Origin of the sequence: Streptomyces sp. NBC_01276 (assembly GCF_041435355.1) — a bacterium.
GTDB lineage: Bacteria > Actinomycetota > Actinomycetes > Streptomycetales > Streptomycetaceae > Streptomyces.
Genome location: NZ_CP108442.1, coordinates 3839713 through 3859890 on the forward strand (window position 1 = coordinate 3839713; position 20178 = coordinate 3859890).

The window sequence follows — 20178 nt, forward strand, 5'->3', positions numbered from 1 at the left end:
CAGCTCGGCATAAACTCAGAGGCAGAGAGGGGCAGGCGGATGAGCAGGCGCTCAGGCATCCTCGAATTCGCCGTCCTCGGCCTGCTTCGCGAATCCCCCATGCACGGGTACGAGCTGCGCAAGCGGCTCAACACCTCGCTGGGGGTCTTCAGGGCGTTCAGCTACGGGACTCTCTATCCCTGCCTCAAGACGCTGGTCGCCAACGGCTGGTTGATCGAGGAGCCGGGCAGCGCCCCGGAAGACGCCGTCGCCGCTTCACTCGCAGGGCGCCGCGCCAAGATCGTCTACCGGTTGACGGCCGCGGGTAAGCAGCACTTCGAAGAGCTCCTCTCCCACACCGGCCCGGACACCTGGGAGGACGAGTCCTTCGCCGCCCGCTTCGCCTTCTTCGGCCAGACCGAACGAGAAGTGCGGATGCGCGTGCTGGAGGGCCGCCGCAGCCGGCTGGAGGAGCGCCTGGAGAAGATGCGCGCCTCCCTCGCCCGGACACGGGAGCGCCTCGACGACTACACGCTTGAGCTGCAGCGCCACGGAATGGAATCCGTGGAGCGTGAAGTGCGCTGGCTGAACGAGCTCATCGAGAGCGAGCGGGCGGGACGGGACCAGAGACGGCCCGGTCCGCCCGACGAAACTGCAAAGTGAGGCCTGCATCTCGCAGGCCTCGTTCCGAGAACAAACAGGGAGCAACCGGAATGGGTTCGGTTCGCGTAGCCATCGTCGGCGTGGGCAACTGCGCCGCCTCGCTGGTGCAGGGCGTCGAGTACTACAAGGACGCCGACCCGGCGGCCAAGGTCCCCGGTCTGATGCACGTCCAGTTCGGCGACTACCACGTGCGTGACATCGAGTTCGTCGCCGCGTTCGACGTCGACGCGAAGAAGGTCGGCCTCGACCTCTCGGACGCCATCGGCGCCAGCGAGAACAACACCATCAAGATCTGCGACGTCCCGAACGCGGGCGTGACCGTGCAGCGCGGCCACACCCTGGACGGCCTGGGCAAGTACTACCGCCTGACCATCGAGGAGTCCGCCGAGGCTCCGGTCGACGTGGTCCAGATCCTCAAGGACCGTCAGGTCGACGTCCTGATCTGCTACCTCCCCGTCGGTTCCGAGGACGCGGCGAAGTTCTACGCCCAGTGCGCCATCGACGCCAAGGTCGCCTTCGTCAACGCCCTCCCGGTCTTCATCGCCGGCACCAAGGAGTGGGCGGACAAGTTCACCGAGGCCGGTGTCCCGATCGTCGGCGACGACATCAAGTCGCAGGTCGGCGCCACCATCACGCACCGCGTGATGGCCAAGCTGTTCGAGGACCGCGGTGTCCGTCTTGAGCGCACCATGCAGCTCAACGTCGGCGGCAACATGGACTTCAAGAACATGCTGGAGCGCGACCGCCTGGAGTCGAAGAAGATCTCCAAGACGCAGGCCGTCACCTCGCAGATCCCCGACCGTGAGCTCGGCGAGAAGAACGTCCACATCGGCCCGTCCGACTACGTCGCGTGGCTCGACGACCGCAAGTGGGCCTACGTCCGCCTCGAAGGCCGTGCCTTCGGCGACGTCCCGCTGAACCTCGAGTACAAGCTCGAGGTGTGGGACTCCCCGAACTCCGCCGGTGTCATCATCGACGCCCTGCGCGCCGCGAAGATCGCCAAGGACCGTGGCGTCGGTGGCCCCATCCTGTCGGCCTCCAGCTACTTCATGAAGTCCCCGCCGGTGCAGTACTTCGACGACGAGGCCTACGCGAACGTCGAGAAGTTCATCAAGGGCGAGGTCGAGCGCTAGCCGAACCCCAGGGTCCTGACGGACATCTGGTCTTCGACTGTTCTTCCGCCGAGGGTCCCCGGGCAAATGTGCCCGGGGACCCTCGGCGTGTGTGACCCTTGCCCTCATGCCTGTCGTAGGTGATCTGCGCGTACTCCTGCGCCTGAGGGACTTCCGCAACCTGCTGGCCGTACGGCTGCTCTCCCAGGCCGCCGACGGGGTCTTCCAGGTGGCCCTCGCCACCTACGTGGTCTTCTCCCCGGAGAAGCAGACCTCACCCGCGGCCATCGCCTCGGCCATGGCCGTACTGCTGCTGCCCTACTCCGTGATCGGCCCCTTCGCCGGCGTGCTGCTGGACCGGTGGCGCCGCCGGCAGGTGTTCCTCTACGGCAACCTGCTGCGGGCCCTCCTCGCCTGCGTGACCGGCCTGCTGATCGTGGTCCACGCACCCGACTGGCTGTTCTACGCCTCGGCCCTGTCGGTGACCGCCGTCAACCGCTTCGTCCTGGCCGGCCTCTCCGCCTCCCTGCCCAGGGTCGTCGGCCCCGGCCAGCTGGTCACCGCGAACGCCCTCTCTCCCACCGCCGGGACCCTGGCGGCGACCGCCGGCGGCGGGCTCGCCTTCCTCGTACGGCTGCTCGTCTCCGACTCGAACGCCCTCGTCGTCCTCCTCGGAGCCGCCCTTTACCTGTGCGCGGGCCTGGCCGCCCTGAGGCTGGCCATCGGCCTCCTCGGACCCGACCACCCTCCGGGCAGCGTCCACCCCTCGGTCGTCGAGGGGGTCGCCCTCACGGCGCGGGGCATGGTCGAGGGGCTCCGGCACCTGGCCGCCCGGCGCGAGGCCGCCCAAGCGCTCACCGCGATGACCCTGATGCGGTTCTGCTACGGGGCCCTGTTCGTGATGCTGCTCATGCTCTGCCGCTACGCCTGGTCGGACAACGAGGCCGACGGCCTGGCCCTGCTGGGCATGGCCATCGGGTTCTCCGGCGCGGGCTTCTTCGCCGCCGCCGTCGTCACCCCCTGGTCCGTCGGCCGGCTGGGCACCCGCAGATGGATGGCCGTGTGCGCCGCCGGGGCGGCCGTCCTGGTCCCCGCCCTCGGGCTGGCCTTCGCCCCCGGGCCGATGCTCGTCGCCGCGTTCGTCCTCGGCCTGGCCACCCAAGGAGTCAAGATCTCCACCGACACGGTCGTCCAGTCCCAGGTGGAGGACGACTTCCGCGGGCGGGTCTTCTCCGTCTACGACGTCCTGGTCAACGTGGCCTTCGTCGGCGCGGCCGCCGTGGCCGCCCTGATGCTCCCGGCCGACGGCCGCTCCGCCGTGCTGGTCGTGAGCGTGGCCGTCCTCTACGCCCTCACGGCGCTGATGCTCCGGCGCCGGGTCGATGTTTCACGTGAAACATGAACCCGGACGCCCGGCCCGGCCCGGCCCGGCCCGGCCCGGCCCGGCCCGGCCCGCCGATGTTTCACGTGAAACATCGGCGTCGGCCACCACGGGAGACGCCCCCGGGTGGTGGACCGCAGATCAGCCCTGAGCGGCCGGGTCCGCCTGGGCGTCCCACCACTCCTTGAGGGCCACCACGGCGGCTTCGTGGCCCATCGGGCCGTTCTCCAGCCGCAGCTCCAGCAGGAACGCGTACGCCTTGCCCACCACCGGTCCCGGGCTGATCTCCAGCACCCGCTGGATCTCGTTGCCGTCCAGGTCCGGGCGGATCGCGTCGAGCTGCTCCTGCTCCTGGAGCTGCGCGATCCGCTCCTCCAGGCCGTCGTAGGTCCGGGACAGCGCGTTGGCCTTGCGCTTGTTGCGCGTGGTGCAGTCCGACCGGGTCAGCTTGTGCAGCCGGTCCAGCAGCGGGCCCGCGTCGCGCACGTAGCGGCGCACCGCCGAGTCCGTCCACTCCCCGTCCCCGTAGCCGTGGAAGCGCAGGTGCAGCTCCACGAGCCGGGACACGTCCTTGACCATGTCGTTGGAGTACTTCAGCGCGGTCATGCGCTTCTTGGTCATCTTCGCGCCCACCACCTCGTGGTGGTGGAAGGAAACACGGCCGTCGCTCTCGAAGCGGCGGGTCCGGGGCTTGCCGATGTCGTGGAGCAGGGCCGCCAGCCGCAGGACGAGGTCCGGACCGTCCTCCTCCAGCGCGATCGCCTGCTCCAGCACGATCAGCGAGTGGTCGTAGACGTCCTTGTGCCGGTGGTGCTCGTCCCTCTCCAGCCGCAGCGCGGGCAGCTCCGGGAGTACCCGGTCCGCGAGGCCGGTGTCCACGAGCAGGCCGAGGCCCTTGCGGGGGTGCGCGGACAGCAGCAGCTTGTTCAGCTCGCCCTGCACCCGTTCCGCCGAGACGATCTCGATCCGGTCGGACATCTCGCGCATGGCGGCCACCACCTCAGGGGCGACCTCGAAGTCCAGCTGCGCGGCGAACCGGGCAGCGCGCAGCATGCGCAGCGGATCGTCGGAGAAGGACTCCTCCGGGGTGCCCGGGGTCCGCAGCACGCCGGCGGCCAGGTCCTCCAGGCCTCCGTGCGGGTCGACGAACCGCTGCTCCGGCAGGGCCAGGGCCATGGCGTTGACGGTGAAGTCGCGTCGGACCAGGTCCTGCTCGATGGAGTCGCCGTAGGAGACCTCGGGCTTGCGCGAGGTGCGGTCGTACGCCTCGGAGCGGTACGTGGTCACCTCGATCTGGAAGCCGTCCTTCTGCGCGCCGACGGTGCCGAAGGCGATGCCGACGTCCCATACCGAGTCGGCCCACGGCCGGACGATCTTCAGTACGTCCTGGGGACGGGCGTCGGTGGTGAAGTCGAGATCGTTGCCGAGACGCCCGAGCAGCGCGTCGCGGACGGACCCGCCGACCAGGGCGAGACGGAAGCCCGCCTCCTGGAAACGGCGGCCGAGCTCGTCGGCGACAGGGGCGACCCGCAGCAGTTCGCTGACCGCGCGGCGCTGCACCTGACTCAGGGCACTGGGGTTGTCTTCATTGGCGTTCGGCACAACAGAAAAGGGTACGTGGCCCGCCCGGCAGGGGCTCCCTCGTTTCCCGGCGCCCCCGGTACCGGTGCCCCCGGCCCGTGGCGATCATGTGGAGCAAGGCGCGGCACTCGCGCACAGCGCACCTCGTTACCATTCGTGGACGCAGAAACGACGACCACTGACACTTCGAGGGACGGGCGAGCGCGTGGCCGAGGCGGCAGACATCCAAGGGGCGGCTCCCGCCCCTGCCCGGCGCCGGTGGCTGCGGCGGGCGGTCGTCCTGCTGACCGGGACGCCGGTGCTGGCCGCCCTGATCTACGCCCCGGCCCCGCCGGCGCAGGCCGCAGACGGGTCCGTCGACGTCCAGCTGACCGAGGTGTCCCCCAGCGCTCCCGTCAAGAGCGACACGCTCACCATCCAGGGCAGCGTGGTCAACAACGGCCGCGAGACGATCAAGGGTGCCCACGTCGGACTGCGGGTGGGCCCCATGCTCGGCGACCGCTCGTCCATCGGCGAGGTGGCCGACCGGAAGGGCTTCCGGCCCGGGGTGGACCCGGGCGAGATCGATTCCGCCTTCGCCGTGAAGATCGACTCCCTGCCCTCGAAGGTCGACCAGCAGTTCACGATCAAGGTCCCGGTCAACAAGCTCGACCTGGGCGCGGACGGCGTGTACCAGCTCGGCGTCTCCCTGTCCGGGATGACCGACAGCCGTCCGCACGAGCAGGTCCTGGGCATCCAGCGGACCTTCCTGCCCTGGCAGCCGGACCCCGCCGCGAAGCGCTCCTCCCTCACCTACGTGTGGCCGCTGATCTCCACCACGCATGTCACCGCCGAGACCGGCTCGGACGAGGTGCAGACCCCCGTCTTCCTCGACGACTCCCTCGCCGACGAGCTGCGGCCCGGCGGCCGCCTGGAGCGGATGGTCTCGCTCGGCAGGGACCTCCCGGTCACCTGGGTCATCGACCCCGACCTGCTCACCACCGTCGACGCCATGGCCAAGGGGTACCGGGTCCGCAGCCCCGACCCCGACGGCAAGCCCGTGCAGGGCAGGAACAAGGCGCTGGCCGAGCAGTGGCTGAGCTCCCTGGAGACCGCCGTACAGGGCAAGAAGGTCGTCGCACTGCCCTTCGCCGACCCCGACATCGCCTCGCTCGCCCACCACGGCAAGGACGTCTCCGGCACCCTGGGCCAGCTGCGGCCCGCCACCGACAAGGCGAAGCAGGCCGTCGAGACGGTGCTCCACGTCACACCGTCCACCGACTTCTCCTGGCCCGTGGACGGGGCCATCGACCCGTCGATCGTCAACGTCGCCACCTCGGCCGGCGCGCACAACGTCCTGACCCGCAGCGACAGCCTCCAGGAGACGGGAACCCTCGGCTACGCCCCGAGCGCCGCCCGCCCGATCGGCGCGGGCACCACCGCCGTCGTCGCCGACGCCGACCTGTCCACCGCCTTCGACGGCGACATGGCCCGCGCCGGGAATTCCACGCTGGCCGTCCAGCAGTTCCTCGCCCACAGCCTCGCCCTCAACCTGCAGAACAGCGAAGAGCCCCGCAGCTACGTGGTCGCGCCCACGCGCAGGCCCACCGCCAGCCAGGTGGAGTCGATGGCGACCGCCCTGCGCGGTCTCCAGGCGGCCCGCTGGACGCAGCCCTCCGACCTGGAGGCGGCCGCCGCGGCGAAGCCCGACCCCGGGGCCGCGACCCAGGTCCCCGGCGCGGGCCAGTACCCCGAGGCCCTGAGCAAGCAGGAACTGCCGGTGTCGGCGTTCGAGCAGATCCGTACGACGCAGAACACCCTCGACCACTTCAAGGTCATCCTCACCGCGCCGGACCGCGTCGAGATCCCCTTCGGAAACACCACCAACCGGGAGATGTCGACCTCCTGGCGCGGCCGCCCGGACGAGGGCCGTGTCTACCGGGACCAGGTCCAGGACTACCTGATCGGACTCACGGACAAGGTCAAGGTCGTCCCCAAGTCGGACGCCACCCTGTCCGGGCACAGCGCGACCATCCCGGTCAGCGTCCAGAACAGCCTCGTCCAGGACGTCCACAACCTCGTACTGCGGGTGAAGTCCGCGAATCCCACCCGTCTGACGATCGGCGACGGCGGTGAGGACGAGCAGGAGGTCTCCGTCCAAGGGGGCCACAGCCAGACGGTAAAGTTCACCGCCAACGCCACGGCGAGCGGCCCGGTCGAGGTCACTGCGCGGCTCTTCACCAAGGACGGCGTGCCGTACGGCAAGGAACGCAGGTTCACCGTCGACGCCACCGAGGTCACCCCCACCGTCATGCTCGTCATCGCGGGCGGTGTGCTCCTCCTGGTCCTGGCGGGCATCAAGATGTACGCCAGCCGCAAGCGCGTCGCCGCGCGCGCGGTCGCCGAGGAGAGCACGCAGCCGAGTGACGTGTCCACGGACACCGGACCGCAAAGCACCGAGGGGTCCGGGACGAGTGAGACAGTGGACCGTTGAGCGATGCCGTGGCCGGTCGGCCTGGGGACGATGAGGTGGGGTTGCGATGAACGCGCCGTACGACGGTGACCGCGCGCAGGGCACTGGTGGGCCAACGCCCCCCCAGGGCACTGCTCCGGGCGCTCCGGTGCCCGGGCAGGTTCCCGCACCCGCGCCCGCGCCGGACCACGACCCGTATGTCCAGGACGCCTACGACTACGACCCCTACCGGGGGCAGGACCTGTCGGCCCAGGATCCCGTCGCCGAGGTCCTCTACGACCGCGCCTCGCACCCCCCGCCGCCGCCGGGCACCTACCAGGAGCCGGGTCCGCTCTACGCCGCCCCGCAGGCCCCCTCGCACGGCCCCGACCCGCGCGTGTGGGCCCAGACCCCGCCGCCCGAGCCCGACGGCCCCTCACGCCACCTGCCGTACGGCGACCACGCGACGACGACGCAGTTCGTCGGGGTGGACTCGCTCATGACGGAGGCCGCGGAGGAGCAGCCGGCGGCCGACGCCTTCACCCACCTCTACCGCGACCAGCAGGCCGCTCCGGGCACCCCGGCCCAGGAGGCACCCGTCGCGGCCCCCGCGCCGACCAAGCCCGCCGGGCGGGCCTCCAGCCTGCTCAAGTCGAGCGCCCTCATGGCGGCCGGCACGATCGTCTCGCGCATCACCGGCTTCGCCCGCACCCTGGTCATCGCGGGCGCCATCGGCGTCGCCACCCTCAACGACTCCTACCAGGTCGCCAACACCCTGCCGACGATGATCTACGTCCTCGTCGGCGGCGGCGCCCTCAACGCCGTCTTCATCCCGCAGCTCGTGCGCGCCATGAAGAACGACGAGGACGGTGGCGAGGCCTACGCCAACCGCCTGCTCACCCTCGTCATCACCCTGCTCGGCGCGGTCACCACCGTCTGTGTCCTCGCGGCCCCGCTCTTCATCCGCATGATGTCGCCGACGATCGCCGGCGACCCGAAGCGCCTCGACGTCGCCGTGGCCTTCGCCCACTACTGCCTGCCCACGATGTTCTTCATGGGCGTCCACGTGGTGCTCGGTCAGATCCTCAACGCCCGGGGCCGGTTCGGCGCGATGATGTGGACCCCGGTCCTCAACAACATCGTCGTCATCGCCACCTTCGGCGCCTTCATCTGGGCCTTCGGCGGGTTCACCGCCTCCGGCGTCTCGGAGGCGACCATCACCGCCGAGGGCGTCCGCCTCCTCGGCATCGGCACCCTGCTCGGCCTCGCGGTCCAGTCCCTCGCGATGCTGCCCTACCTGCGCGACGCCGGCTTCAAGCCGCGCCTGCGCTTCGACTGGAAGGGCCACGGCCTCGGCAAGGCGGCCGGCCTGGCCAAGTGGACGTTCTTCTTCGTCCTCGCCAACCAGATCGGCCTCGTCGTCGTCACCCAGCTCGCCACCGCGGCCGGCACGGCCGCCGAGAAGCAGGGACACGGCGGTACCGGCATCACCGCCTACAACTACGCGCTGCTGCTGTGGCAGATGCCGCAGGCCATCATCACCGTCTCCGTCATGACGGCCGTCCTGCCGCGCATCTCCCGCTCCGCCCACGACGGCGATGCCGCCGCGGTCCGCGACGACATCTCCTACGGCCTGCGCACCTCGGCCGTCGCCATCGTGCCCTGCGCCTTCGCGTTCCTCGCGCTCGGCGTCCCGATGGCCACCCTGCTCTACGCGAGCGCCGGCAAGGACGCCGTGAACATCGGCTACGTCCTGATGGCCTTCGGCCTCGGCCTGATCCCGTACTCCGTCCAGTACGTAGTCCTGCGCGGGTTCTACGCCTACGAGGACACCCGGACCCCCTTCTACAACACCGTCATCGTCGCGGCCGTCAACGCCGGTGTCTCCGTACTCGCCTACTTCGTCCTGCCCGCCCGCTGGGCGGTCGTGGGCATGGCCGCCGCGTACGGCCTCGGCTACGTGGTCGGCGTCGGCGTGGCCTGGCGGCGCCTCAAGACCCGTCTCGGCGGCGACCTCGACGGCGCCCACGTGATGCGGACCTACACCCGGCTGATCGGCGCCTGCGTGCCAGCCGCCGCGGTGGCGGGCGGCGTCGCCTACGGCATCACCCACTGGCTGGGCAGCGGAGCCGCCGGTTCCCTCGTCTCCCTGATCGGCGGCGGCATCGCGCTCGGCGCGGTCTTCCTGATCGCCGCGAAGCGGATGAGGATCGAAGAGCTCAACTCCATGGTCGGAATGGTCCGCGGACGACTGGGCCGCTGATGCGAAGACCCGTTGACGGACCGGACCCCGATCGCGTGTCGTGCAGAGCGCCGGACTGTGGGCACAATTGGCATGGCTTCGCAGACTGGCCGACAGCGCGCAACGGATGGGGAGGCAGGGACGACGGTGGCGGAACGTAGCACGGCTGCCGTCGACGTGGCCGACAACAGCGGCGAAGAGCCGCTGACCGCACACGCGGTCAAGGCCACGGCCGACGGGGTGGACACCCAGAACGGACGAGCCGCGGACGGACCCATGCCCGAGAAGGACGGCGAACGCAGAAGTGCGGCCCCCACGGCCGCACCCGAACTCCACAGCGGCCACAAGCTGGCGAGGCGCTACCGGCTGGAGGAGTGCGTCACCCGTCTGGACGGATTCAGCAGCTGGCGGGCGATGGACGAGAAGCTCCGCCGCGCGGTGGGCGTCCACCTGCTCCCGGCCGACCACCCCCGGGCCCGCACGGTACTCGCCGCCGCCCGCTCCTCCGCCCTGCTCGGCGACCCCCGGTTCGTCCAGGTCCTCGACGCCGTGGAGGAGAACGACCTCGTCTACGTCGTCCACGAGTGGCTGCCCGACGCCACCGAGCTCACCGCCCTCCTCGCGGCCGGCCCGCTGGAGCCCCACGACGCCTACCAGCTGGTCAGCCAGGTCTCCCAGGCCATGGCCGCCGCCCACCGCGAGGGCCTGGCGCACCTGCGCCTGACGCCCAGCGCGATACTGCGCACCTCCACCGGTCAGTACCGCATCCGCGGCCTCGCCGTGAACGCCGCCCTGCGCGGCATCACCAGCGAGACCCCGCAGCGGGCCGACACCGAGGCCATCGGCGCACTGCTGTACGCCGCCCTCACCCAGCGCTGGCCGTACGAGGACGACGCGTACGGCCTGCGCGGCCTGCCCAAGGGCGTCGGCCTGCTCGCCCCCGACCAGGTCCGGGCCGGTGTCCACCGGGGTCTCGGCGAACTCGCCATGCGCGCCCTGGCCAACGACGGCGCCACCGCCTCCCGTCAGGAGCCCGCCTGCACCACGCCGGAGGAGCTCTCCAAGGCCGTCGCCGCGATGCCCCGCATCCGGCCGCCCGAGCCCGCCTTCACGGCCCCTCCGGAGTACCAGCACACCACCTACCAGCAGGGCAGCTACGGCCGCCCGGCGCCCATCGGCGCACCCACCACCCAGGTGGCCCCGGTCCTGCCGCCGCCGCCCCCGCTGCAGAGCCGCACCGGCCGCGCCCTCAAGTGGAGCGTCGCCGCCCTCCTGATCGCCGCCCTCGGCCTGGGCAGTTGGCAGCTCGCGGACGCGCTCCTGGGCCACGGGAAGCAGGGCACCGGCGAGACCCCGCGCACCCAGCAGCAGAAGACGGACGACAGCCCGGAGAAGAAGGACCCCGTCCCACTCTCGATCAAGGGAGCCGCGGAGTACTACCCGGACGGCACCCCGCAGAACGCCGACGGGGTCTCCAAGACCCTCGACGGGGACAGCTCGACCTACTGGCGCACCAAGAGCTTCCTCGACGGCCCCGAGGTCAAGATCAAGTCCGGTGTCGGCATCATCTACGACCTCGGTTCCGAGCGAGAGGTCAGTGCCGCCTCGATAGGGCTGAGGTTCGCGGGGGACCACACCACGCTGGCGCTGTACGCGACCGACTCCATGCACCCCGGCAAGCCGGTCAAGGAGTCCAAGAAGATCGCGGGCACGACGACCAACGACACCACGGTCAACCTGTCCACCGACAACCCGGTCAAGACGCGTTACGTGCTCCTGTGGATCACCGCCATGCCACAGGCGCCCTACGACGACTACAGCAGCGCCGGGTTCAAGCAGGGCATCACGGACGTGAAGTTCAAGGGCTGACGCACGCCAGGGGAGGGGGCTCACCGTTGGACGAAGCCGCGACCGGCGACCGCAGCGACCAGGAACTCCTGGCGTCGCACGTCGACGGTGACCCCCACGCCTTCGGTGAGCTCGTACGCCGCCACCGCGACCGGCTGTGGGCCGTCGCGCTGCGCACCCTCGGCGACCGGGAGGAGGCCGCCGACGCCGTCCAGGACGCGCTCGTCTCCGCCTACCGGGCCGCCCACACCTTCCGCGGCGACTCGGCCGTGACCACCTGGCTGCACCGGATCACCGTCAACGCCTGCCTCGACCGTGCGCGCAAGGCCGCCTCCCGCCGCACCTCGCCGCTCGACGACACGGACCGGCTGGAGCGCCTCCTGGAGCCCCACGAGTCCGCCGAGGCCCCCGCGGAGCGCCAGGACCTCCACCGCCAGCTCCTGGCCGCCCTCAGCACCCTCCCGGCCGATCAGCGGGCCGCGCTCGTCCTCGTCGACATGCAGGGATACCCCGTCGCGGAGGCCGCCCGGGTCCTCGGCGTGCCCTCCGGCACCGTGAAGAGCCGGTGCGCGCGCGGCCGGGCGAAACTCCTCCCGATGCTCACTCATCTGCGCACGAATGCCGGGGATAACACCGCCACCGAGCGGGGAAGGAACCGGACGCCGGGGACACCCGTCCCACCTGCGGCAGACTCCAGGGATTCCCGGCCGAGGGATCCGGACCCAGACGTTGTGAAGGGCGGAGGTGGACGACCGTGACCCCGACGACCGGCACTGCCGGCACGATCCGGCACCCGGAGGTCTCCGAGATCTCCGACCTGACCGAAGGGCTGCTCTCCCCGTCCCGGACCGCCGAAGTGCGCCGGCACCTCGATGACTGCTCCCTGTGCGCCGACGTCCGTGCCTCCCTCGACGAGATCCGGTCCCTCCTCGGCACCCTCCCGGGGCCGCCCCGGATGCCTTCCGCCGTCGCCGGACGCATCGACGCCGCGCTGGCGGCCGAGGCTCTCCTGGATGCCACGGCCTCTCGCGCCGCCACTCCCGCATCCGCCCCCGAACCCCGAGCCGATGTCGAAGACGGGGCTGAGGCCGATACGGACGCCCGTGGCGATGTTTCACGTGAAACACCGGCACCCGCGTCCGGCCGGACCGGGGCCCTGCGGCCCTCCGGTCACCCGTCCGGCCCAACCGGTCCGGGCCGGCGCCGCGCACGCCGCCGGATCGCCGTCCTCGCGGGCCTGACGGGGGCGGCCGCCTGCGTACTCGGCATCTATCTCTTCGGCGGCCTCACCGGCACCGGCTCCCACGACAACGCCACCCACGCCACGGCCAGCGCCGCCGCCCGGTCCGCGGACACCGGCGGATACACCGCTCAGGGGCTCCGTGGGAACGTCCAGCGGCTCCTCGCCACGGCGGCCGAGGGGCAGTCCAACAAGACCATGGGCCTGGACACCACCTCCCCGGAGCAGGCCCCCTCCGACCGGCAGGCATCACCGGGGCCCGTGTCGGTCCCGCCGTGCGTCCAGCGGTCCACCGGCCGCACCGAAGTCCCGCTCGCCTCCGAGCGCGGCAGCTACCAGGGCACGCCCGTCTACCTCCTCGTGCTTCCGCATCCGGATGACCCGTCTCTGGCGGACGCCTACCTCGTGCCTGCGGGCTGCGCCGACGATCCGGCGCAGGCCCCCGAAAAGCCCCTTCTGACCAGCACCTATCCCCGGAGCTGATGGATTCGGGAGCCGAACCGGGCACGTTCGCGGCCGGAGGCGGATCTGAGGGGAATGCTCGCGCCGTAGGATCCGTTGGGTGGGGTGAGAGTCCGCACCGGCCCCCGGTAGGCACCCAGAAGTCCGCAGAGACGAGGAAAGAACCCGTGAGCGACGTACGAAACGTGATCATCATCGGCTCCGGGCCGGCCGGTTACACGGCCGCCCTGTACACCGCACGCGCTTCGCTCAACCCGCTGGTCTTCGAAGGCGCCGTCACCGCCGGTGGCGCGCTGATGAACACCACCGAGGTCGAGAACTTCCCCGGCTTCCAGGACGGGATCATGGGCCCGGACCTCATGGACAACATGCGCGGCCAGGCGGAGCGCTTCGGTGCCGAGCTCGTTCCGGACGACATCGTCTCCGTGGACCTCACCGGTGAGATCAAGACCGTCACCGACACCGCCGGCACGGTGCACCGCGCCAAGGCCGTCATCGTCACCACCGGTTCCCAGCACCGCAAGCTCGGTCTGCCCAACGAGGACACCCTTTCGGGCCGCGGTGTCTCCTGGTGCGCCACCTGCGACGGGTTCTTCTTCAAGGACCAGGACATCGCCGTGGTCGGCGGCGGCGACACCGCGATGGAGGAGGCGACCTTCCTCTCGCGCTTCGCGAAGTCGGTCACCATCGTCCACCGCCGCGACAGCCTGCGCGCCTCCAAGGCCATGCAGGACCGCGCCTTCGCCGACCCGAAGATCTCGTTCGCCTGGGACAGCGAAGTCGCCGAGATCCACGGCGAGCAGAAGCTCTCCGGCCTGACCCTGCGGAACACCAAGACCGGTGAGACCTCCGAGCTGCCCGTGACCGGCCTCTTCATCGCCGTCGGCCACGACCCGCGCACCGAGCTCTTCACCGGCCAGCTCGACCTGGACGACGAGGGCTACCTCAAGGTGGACGCGCCCTCCACGCGTACCAACATCACCGGTGTCTTCGGCGCCGGCGACGTCGTGGACCACACCTACCGTCAGGCGATCACGGCGGCCGGCACCGGCTGCTCCGCCGCTCTCGACGCCGAGCGGTTCCTCGCCGCCCTCGCGGACGCCGAGCACGCGACCGCGACCGTCTGACCCCCGCTTCATCCCCACACCCCACACCCCGTATCAAGAGGAGGCCGTTGTGGCTCTCAAGACCGTGACCGACGCCGACTTCGACGCTGAGGTCCTGGCCAGCGGCAAGCCCGTACTCGTGGACTTCTGGGCCGAGTGGTGCGGCCCGTGCCGCCAGATCGCGCCGTCCCTGGAAGCCATCGCGGCCGAGTACGGCGACGAGATCGAGATCGTCAAGCTCAACATCGACCAGAACCCGGGGACGGCCGCCCGCTACGGCGTCATGTCCATCCCGACCCTGAACGTCTACCAGGGCGGCGAGGTCGTCAAGACCATCGTCGGCGCCAAGCCGAAGGCCGCGATCCTGCGCGACCTCTCCGACTTCGTCACGGTCAAGAGCGTCTGACCCGCGCCGTGTTTCACGTGAAACGGGGCCGCCCCTCCAGGGGCGGCCCCGTTTCACGTATCCGGAGCCGTCCCGCCCCTCCGCTCCCGCTCACAGCGGACGCAGCACCGGTTCCTTCCGCGCCCGAGCGCCGCCGAGCAGTCGGTCCAGGGCCAGTTCCACGTCTTCCTTCCACGACAGCGTCGTGCGCAGCTCCAACCGCAACCGGGGATGGGCCGGATGGGGACGGACCGTCTTGAAGCCCACCGCCAGCAGGTGATCGGCCGGCAGTAGACACGCGGGCCTCTCCCAGTGCGCGTCACCGAAAGCCTCGATGGCCTTGAACCCCCGCCTCAGCAGGTCCTTGGCGACCGTCTGGACCATCACCCGCCCCAGGCCCTGGCCCTGGTATCCGGGCATGATCCACGCCGTGATCAGCTGGACCGCGTCCGAGGACACCGGGCTGGTCGGGAACGAGGCGGCACGCGGCACATAGGCCGGCGGTGCGTAGAGCACGAAGCCCACCGGGACCTCGTCCACATAGACCACCCGGCCGCAGGACCCCCAGTCCAGCAGGACGGCGGAGATCCACCCCTCCTTCTCCAGCTCCGGGGTGCCCGCCTTCACGGCGGCTTCCCCGCTGACGGGATCCAGCTCCCAGAACACGCAGCTCCGGCAACGCCGGGGAAGGTCCTGGAGGTTGTCGAGCGTGAGCGGTACCAACCGACGACCCATGACGGCATCGTAACCACTGCACCCTGCTTCTTCGAGTGTGGACATCGCCCGAAGGAGCAGGGTACAGAGACGGACGGACTACTCCCCGGAAAGGCCCTGCTCCAGTACCCGGCCCTCGCCCGGTGCCAGCGTGCCCAGGATCCGCTCCAGATCCTCCATCGAAGCGAACTCGACGGTGATCTTGCCCTTCTTCTGCCCCAGGTCCACCTTCACCCGGGTTTCGAACCGGTCCGAGAGGCGGGTCGCCAGCTCACTGAGGGCCGGGGCGACCCGGCCTCCTGCGCGCGGGCCCTTCGGCTTCACCGTGCTCGCCGGCTCGGAGCCCATCAGCGTCACGATCTCCTCGACCGCACGCACCGACAGGCCCTCGGCGACGATCCGGTGCGCCAGGCGGTCCTGCTGCTCGGAGTCCTCCACCGACAGCAGCGCCCGTGCGTGCCCCGCCGACAGCACCCCGGCAGCCACCCGGCGCTGAACCGGTGCGGAAAGCCTCAGCAGACGCAGGGTGTTCGAGACCTGAGGGCGCGAACGTCCGATCCGGTCCGCCAGCTGGTCGTGCGTGCACTTGAAGTCCTGGAGCAGCTGGTCGTACGCGGCCGCCTCCTCCAGGGGGTTCAGCTGTGCCCGGTGGAGGTTCTCCAGGAGCGCGTCCAGCAGCAGCTTGTCATCGTCCGTGGCCCGGATGATCGCGGGGATCCGCTCCAGTCCCGCCTCACGACAGGCACGCCAGCGCCGTTCACCCATGATCAGTTCGTACCGGCCCTGGGCCGTCTGCCGTACGACCACCGGCTGGAGCAGACCCACCTCCTGGATGGAGGTCACCAGCTCCGCCAGAGCGTCCTCGTCGAAGACCTCACGCGGCTGACGCGGGTTCGGCTTGATGGTGTCCAGCGGAAGCTCCGCGAACGTCGCACCTGCCGCCGGGGCGACCTCCGCCTTCGCCTGCTCCGGCACCCCGGCCGCCGATGTTTCACGTGAAACATCGGCGGCGACCGCTGAGGGTGCCGCCTCCTGCGCCAGCACGGCGAGCTTCGCCGCGGCGATGCCCCGCTCGGACGCCAGCGTCGGTACCGCCGACGGGGACGTCGAGCCGGCCCCGGCCATGGGCGTCGCTTCCTGGGGAGCCGCCGGAATCAGCGCGCCGAGCCCCCGTCCCAGACCCCTACGTCGCTCACTCACTGGATCCCCTCCGCCATGCTCTGCGTGCTGTTCATGCCCGCGCCCAGATGGGCGTCCTGGGCGTCGTAATGGATTCCGGCTCCCCGTAGGGCCATCTCCCGCGCCGCCTCCAGATAGGAGAGGGCACCGCTGGAGCCCGGGTCGTACGTGAGGACCGTCTGCCCGTAGCTCGGCGCCTCCGAGATGCGCACCGACCTCGGGATGCTGGTGCGCAGCACCTCCTTGCCGAAGTGGGTGCGCACCTCCTCAGCCACCTGGGAAGCGAGCCGCGTCCGGCCGTCGTACATCGTCAGCAGGATCGTCGAGACGTGCAGGTTCGGGTTGAGATGGGCCCGCACCAGGTCGACGTTGCGCAGCAGCTGTCCCAGCCCCTCCAGTGCGTAGTACTCGCACTGGATCGGGATCAGTACCTCCGCGCCCGCGACCATGGCGTTCACGGTCAGCAGGCCCAGGGAGGGCGGGCAGTCGATCAGGATGTAGTCGAGCGGCTGCTCGTAGGCCTGGATGGCCCGCTGGAGGCGGCTTTCGCGGGCCACCAGGGACACCAGCTCGATCTCCGCTCCGGCCAGGTCGATCGTGGCCGGGGCGCAGAACAGCCCTTCCACGTCCACCACGGGCTGGACGACCTCCAGGAGGGGCCGACTGTCCACGAGCACGTCGTAGATGGAGGGCACTTCCGCGTGATGGTCGATACCCAGGGCGGTCGAGGCGTTGCCCTGCGGGTCGAGGTCGATCACCAGGACCCTGGCACCGTGCAGGGCCAGCGAGGCCGCCAGGTTCACGGTCGTCGTGGTCTTGCCCACGCCGCCCTTCTGGTTGGCCACCACCATGATCCGGGTCTGCGCGGGCCGCGGCAGAGCGGCGCCGGTCCGGCCGATCGTGTCGACCGCGAGCTGGGCGGCCCGTTCGACGGGGGTGTCCTCGTGGTCGTCGTTGTCGACGAGGGGCGGAGGCAGGTGGCCCACCCCGGCAGTAGCCGGGGATGTTTCACGTGAAACATCCTCGCCCGGCGATTCAGAGCGGGGACCGGGGACCGGATCGGCCATCGGCCCCGCAAGGTTGGCGTCGGACCGCACGGTGTCACTCTCCTCGGCAGTGGGCTCGCGATGAACAGAGCCTGCCATGTCACCGGGGTCGCGAACCAGCGGGGCCCGTACTCCTGTGGATGAATCCACCGTTGTGGACAACTCCGTACCCCCCGCGCCCTTGCGGGGGCGGGGGGCCGCAGCAGCACGGCCGCGGCTGATGATTCCGTGCAGCAGAGAGCGATGTTTCACGTGAAACACGATGCCCGGACGGAGTCTTCAGGCCGCTACGACACTCCGAAATCCAGACCTATAGGGCCCAACAGCCCGAAAGGGACAAGATCAACGGCGTCGGCGTACCCGCCCCACGCGGGCGGCCTTAGCCCGCTTGGCCGCGAACCTCACCCCACCGGGGCTTTCTCCGACCTCCACCCGGACCACCGTGGACAGGGGGTCGACAACGCCCTCTCCCACCTGCAGCACCGAGGTCTTCACCACACCGAGCTTGCTGAGCGCGACCCTCGCCGCCACCAGCTCCTCCTCCGCAGTGTCGCCCTTGAGCGCCAGCATCTCCCCGTACGGACGCAGCAGGGGAACGCCCCAGCCGGCCAGCCGGTCGAGCGGGGCCACGGCACGGGCCGTGACCACGTGCACCGGCTGAACCTTGCCGAGTACCTCTTCGGCCCGGCCGCGCACCACGGTGACGTGGTCCAGACCCAGCAGCTCCACGGCTTCCTGGAGGAAGTTCGTGCGGCGCAGCAGGGGCTCCAGCAGGGTGATCTTCAGGTCCCGCCGGACCAGTGCGAGCGGGATGCCGGGCAGACCCGCCCCGGAACCCACGTCGCAAACGGTGACGCCCTGGGGCACCACCTCGGAGAGCACCGCACAGTTCAGCAGGTGCCGCTCCCACAGGCGGGGAACCTCACGCGGCCCGATCAGACCGCGCTGGACCCCCGCATCCGCCAGCAGCTCCGCATACCGCACAGCTTCCGGGAAAAACTCACCGAACACCGCGCGCGCCTCTTCGGGCGCCTGGGGAAGCTCAGCTGCCTCCGTCACGGGGACCGTCCTTCCGTACAGAACCGCTCACGCCAATACCGTGCCGTTCACATGTCAGGCTTACAAACATCGGCCCCGCCTGCGACACAGACGGGGCCGACACACAACGTTCCGGTCAGGCCGGGAGCACAACGACGAAGCGCTGCGGCTCCTCGCCCTCGGACTCGCTCTTGAGACCGGCGGCCGCCACGGCATCGTGGACGACCTTGCGCTCGAAGGGGGTCATCGGAGCCAGCTTCAGCGGCTCGCCCGAGGACTTCACGTCTTCGGCGGCCTTGGCACCCAGCGCCGCGAGCTCCTCGCGCTTCTTGGCCCGGAAACCGGCGATGTCCAGCATCAGCCGGCTACGGTCCCCGGTCTCGCGGTGCACGGCGAGGCGGGTCAGCTCCTGGAGAGCCTCCAGGACCTCACCGTCGCGGCCCACGAGCTTCTGCAGGTCGCGGCTGGCGGAGTCGCTCACGATCGACACCGCGGCACGGTCGGCCTCGACGTCCATGTCGATGTCGCCGTCCAGGTCCGCGATGTCCAGCAGACCCTCAAGGTAGTCGGCCGCGATCTCACCCTCCTGCTCCAGGCGGGTCAGGGTGTCGCCACTCTCAGCGGCGGCGGTGGTGGTGCCTTCCGTCACGGGAGGGACTCCTTCTTACTTCTTGGAGGGCTTGCTGGGGGGCGTCTGTCGCTTCGACTTCGTCTGCCGCTTGGGCTGCTGCCGCTTGGTCGCGACACCGCCGCTCGCAGCGTCCGCATCGGCGGTGGCTTCAGAACTCTTCATCACGGAGCCGTCCGCCTGCGCGGCCATGCCCTGCTTCGTCAGCGCGGTGATGAACTTGCGCTCGTTGTCGTTGCGGTCCGGACCCTTGGCCACGATCGCCGCGACGATCTTCTTCTTGCCCCGGCCCTTGACGTCCCCGTGGGCGGAGACGTGCTTCAGGAGACGGGTCAGGTACTCGTCCTGCGCCTTGCTGCCCGGCGTCGGGTTCTGGTTGATCACGTACATCTGCTGACCCATGGTCCACACGTTCGTGGTCAGCCAGTAGACGAGGACACCGACGGGGAAGTTGATGCCCATCACCGCGAAGATCAGCGGGAAGATGTACATCAGCATCTTCTGCTGCTGCATGAACGGCGTCTTGACCGAGAGGTCGACGTTCTTCGCCATCAGCTGGCGCTGGGTGTAGAACTGCGACAGCGACATCAGAACGATCATGACGGCGGTCACGATGCGCACGTCGGTGATCGAGGCGCCCAGCGAGGCGGCCTTCTCGGCGCTGTCCGTGAACTTCGCGGCCAGCGGGGCGCCGAAGATGTGCGCCTGGCGGGCGCTCTCCAGCAGCGACTGGTTGATCACGCCGATGGTCTGGCCGTTGGCGATGGCCGAAAGCACGTGGTACAGCGCGAAGAAGAACGGGGACTGCGCCAGGATGGGAAGGCACGAGGAGAGCGGGTTGGTACCCGTCTCCTTGTACAGCTTCATCATCTCTTCGGACTGACGCTGCTTGTCGTTCTTGTAGCGCTCCTGGATCGCCTTCATCTTCGGCTGGAGCGCCTGCATGCCCCGCGTCGCCTTGATCTGCTTCACGAAGAGCGGGATCAGGCAGATACGGATCAGTACCACCAGGGACACGATGGACAGGCCCCAGGCCCATCCGGTGTCCGGGCCGAAGATCGCCCCGTACAGCGAATGGAACTGGACGATGACCCATGACACGGGGGTGGTGATAAAGCTGAACAGACTGGCAATCGTGTCCAC

The 20178-nt window shown here is 70.1% G+C and carries 17 protein-coding genes; 10 read left to right on the forward strand and 7 right to left on the reverse strand.

Annotated features, from left to right (window positions below; genetic code table 11):
• Window positions 1-39 precede the first annotated feature (39 nt).
• The 3 genes from OG295_RS16955 (at window position 40) to OG295_RS16965 (ending at window position 3156) form a co-directional block, all read left to right on the forward strand.
• Window positions 40-642 carry a helix-turn-helix transcriptional regulator gene (locus tag OG295_RS16955; RefSeq protein ID WP_266840339.1) on the forward strand — a complete coding sequence of 201 codons (603 nt, stop codon included), beginning with the start codon at window positions 40-42 and terminating at the stop codon, window positions 640-642.
• Window positions 643-692: 50 nt separating this feature from the next.
• Complete coding sequence (locus OG295_RS16960) at window positions 693-1775, forward strand: inositol-3-phosphate synthase (RefSeq protein WP_266840337.1); 1083 nt, start codon at window positions 693-695, stop codon at window positions 1773-1775.
• A gap of 106 nt (window positions 1776-1881) precedes the next feature.
• Window positions 1882-3156, forward strand: coding sequence for an MFS transporter (locus tag OG295_RS16965; RefSeq protein WP_371677626.1), 1275 nt, complete (start codon window positions 1882-1884; stop codon window positions 3154-3156).
• Window positions 3157-3276: 120 nt separating this feature from the next.
• On the opposite strand, the gene OG295_RS16970 is transcribed toward OG295_RS16965, so the two are convergent.
• Entirely contained in the window at window positions 3277-4737 is a 1461-nt protein-coding gene (locus OG295_RS16970; RefSeq protein WP_371677627.1) for a CCA tRNA nucleotidyltransferase, read from the reverse strand.
• Between the two features lie 184 nt (window positions 4738-4921).
• Here OG295_RS16970 and OG295_RS16975 point away from each other — a divergent pair, with 184 nt between their 5' ends.
• The 7 genes from OG295_RS16975 (at window position 4922) to trxA (ending at window position 14451) form a co-directional block, all read left to right on the forward strand.
• Entirely contained in the window at window positions 4922-7189 is a 2268-nt protein-coding gene (locus tag OG295_RS16975) for a DUF6049 family protein (protein WP_371677628.1), read from the forward strand.
• Between the two features lie 46 nt (window positions 7190-7235).
• Window positions 7236-9410: a murein biosynthesis integral membrane protein MurJ gene (gene murJ / locus OG295_RS16980; RefSeq protein ID WP_371677629.1), complete on the forward strand. Its 2175-nt coding sequence runs from the start codon at window positions 7236-7238 to the stop codon at window positions 9408-9410.
• 126 nt (window positions 9411-9536) lie between these two features.
• Window positions 9537-11258: a protein kinase family protein gene (locus OG295_RS16985; protein WP_371677630.1), complete on the forward strand. Its 1722-nt coding sequence runs from the start codon at window positions 9537-9539 to the stop codon at window positions 11256-11258.
• A 26-nt stretch (window positions 11259-11284) separates the two neighbouring features.
• Complete coding sequence (gene sigM / locus OG295_RS16990; RefSeq protein ID WP_371677631.1) at window positions 11285-11995, forward strand: RNA polymerase sigma factor SigM; 711 nt, start codon at window positions 11285-11287, stop codon at window positions 11993-11995.
• Window positions 11992-12960 (forward strand): hypothetical protein, encoded by a 969-nt coding sequence (locus OG295_RS16995; RefSeq protein WP_371677632.1) that lies wholly within the window; start codon window positions 11992-11994, stop codon window positions 12958-12960. Before sigM ends, OG295_RS16995 begins: the two co-directional genes overlap by 4 nt.
• A 146-nt stretch (window positions 12961-13106) precedes the next feature.
• The gene (gene trxB / locus OG295_RS17000; RefSeq protein WP_371677633.1) at window positions 13107-14066 is read left to right on the forward strand and encodes a thioredoxin-disulfide reductase; all 960 of its coding nucleotides are present in this window, start codon (window positions 13107-13109) and stop codon (window positions 14064-14066) included.
• 49 nt (window positions 14067-14115) lie between these two features.
• Window positions 14116-14451, forward strand: coding sequence for a thioredoxin (gene trxA, locus OG295_RS17005; RefSeq protein WP_371677634.1), 336 nt, complete (start codon window positions 14116-14118; stop codon window positions 14449-14451).
• Window positions 14452-14541: 90 nt separating this feature from the next.
• Here trxA and OG295_RS17010 read toward each other — a convergent pair whose 3' ends face one another.
• From OG295_RS17010 to yidC, 6 genes are all read right to left on the reverse strand, one after another.
• Window positions 14542-15165 carry a GNAT family N-acetyltransferase gene (locus OG295_RS17010; RefSeq protein WP_030225201.1) on the reverse strand — a complete coding sequence of 208 codons (624 nt, stop codon included), beginning with the start codon at window positions 15163-15165 and terminating at the stop codon, window positions 14542-14544.
• Between the two features lie 78 nt (window positions 15166-15243).
• On the reverse strand, window positions 15244-16344 hold the full coding sequence (locus OG295_RS17015) for a ParB/RepB/Spo0J family partition protein (RefSeq protein ID WP_371677635.1): 1101 nt from the start codon (window positions 16342-16344) through the stop codon (window positions 15244-15246).
• Window positions 16341-17468, reverse strand: coding sequence for a ParA family protein (locus OG295_RS17020; protein ID WP_371677636.1), 1128 nt, complete (start codon window positions 17466-17468; stop codon window positions 16341-16343). The genes OG295_RS17015 and OG295_RS17020 overlap by 4 nt, the downstream gene beginning before the upstream one ends.
• Window positions 17469-17711: 243 nt before the next feature.
• Window positions 17712-18428: a 16S rRNA (guanine(527)-N(7))-methyltransferase RsmG gene (gene rsmG / locus OG295_RS17025; protein ID WP_371677637.1), complete on the reverse strand. Its 717-nt coding sequence runs from the start codon at window positions 18426-18428 to the stop codon at window positions 17712-17714.
• 115 nt (window positions 18429-18543) lie between these two features.
• A complete protein-coding gene (locus tag OG295_RS17030) occupies window positions 18544-19056 on the reverse strand; it encodes a R3H domain-containing nucleic acid-binding protein (protein ID WP_280918048.1) in 513 nt (170 codons plus the stop codon).
• 15 nt (window positions 19057-19071) lie between these two features.
• On the reverse strand, window positions 19072-20178 hold the full coding sequence (yidC, locus tag OG295_RS17035) for a membrane protein insertase YidC (RefSeq protein ID WP_371677638.1): 1107 nt from the start codon (window positions 20176-20178) through the stop codon (window positions 19072-19074).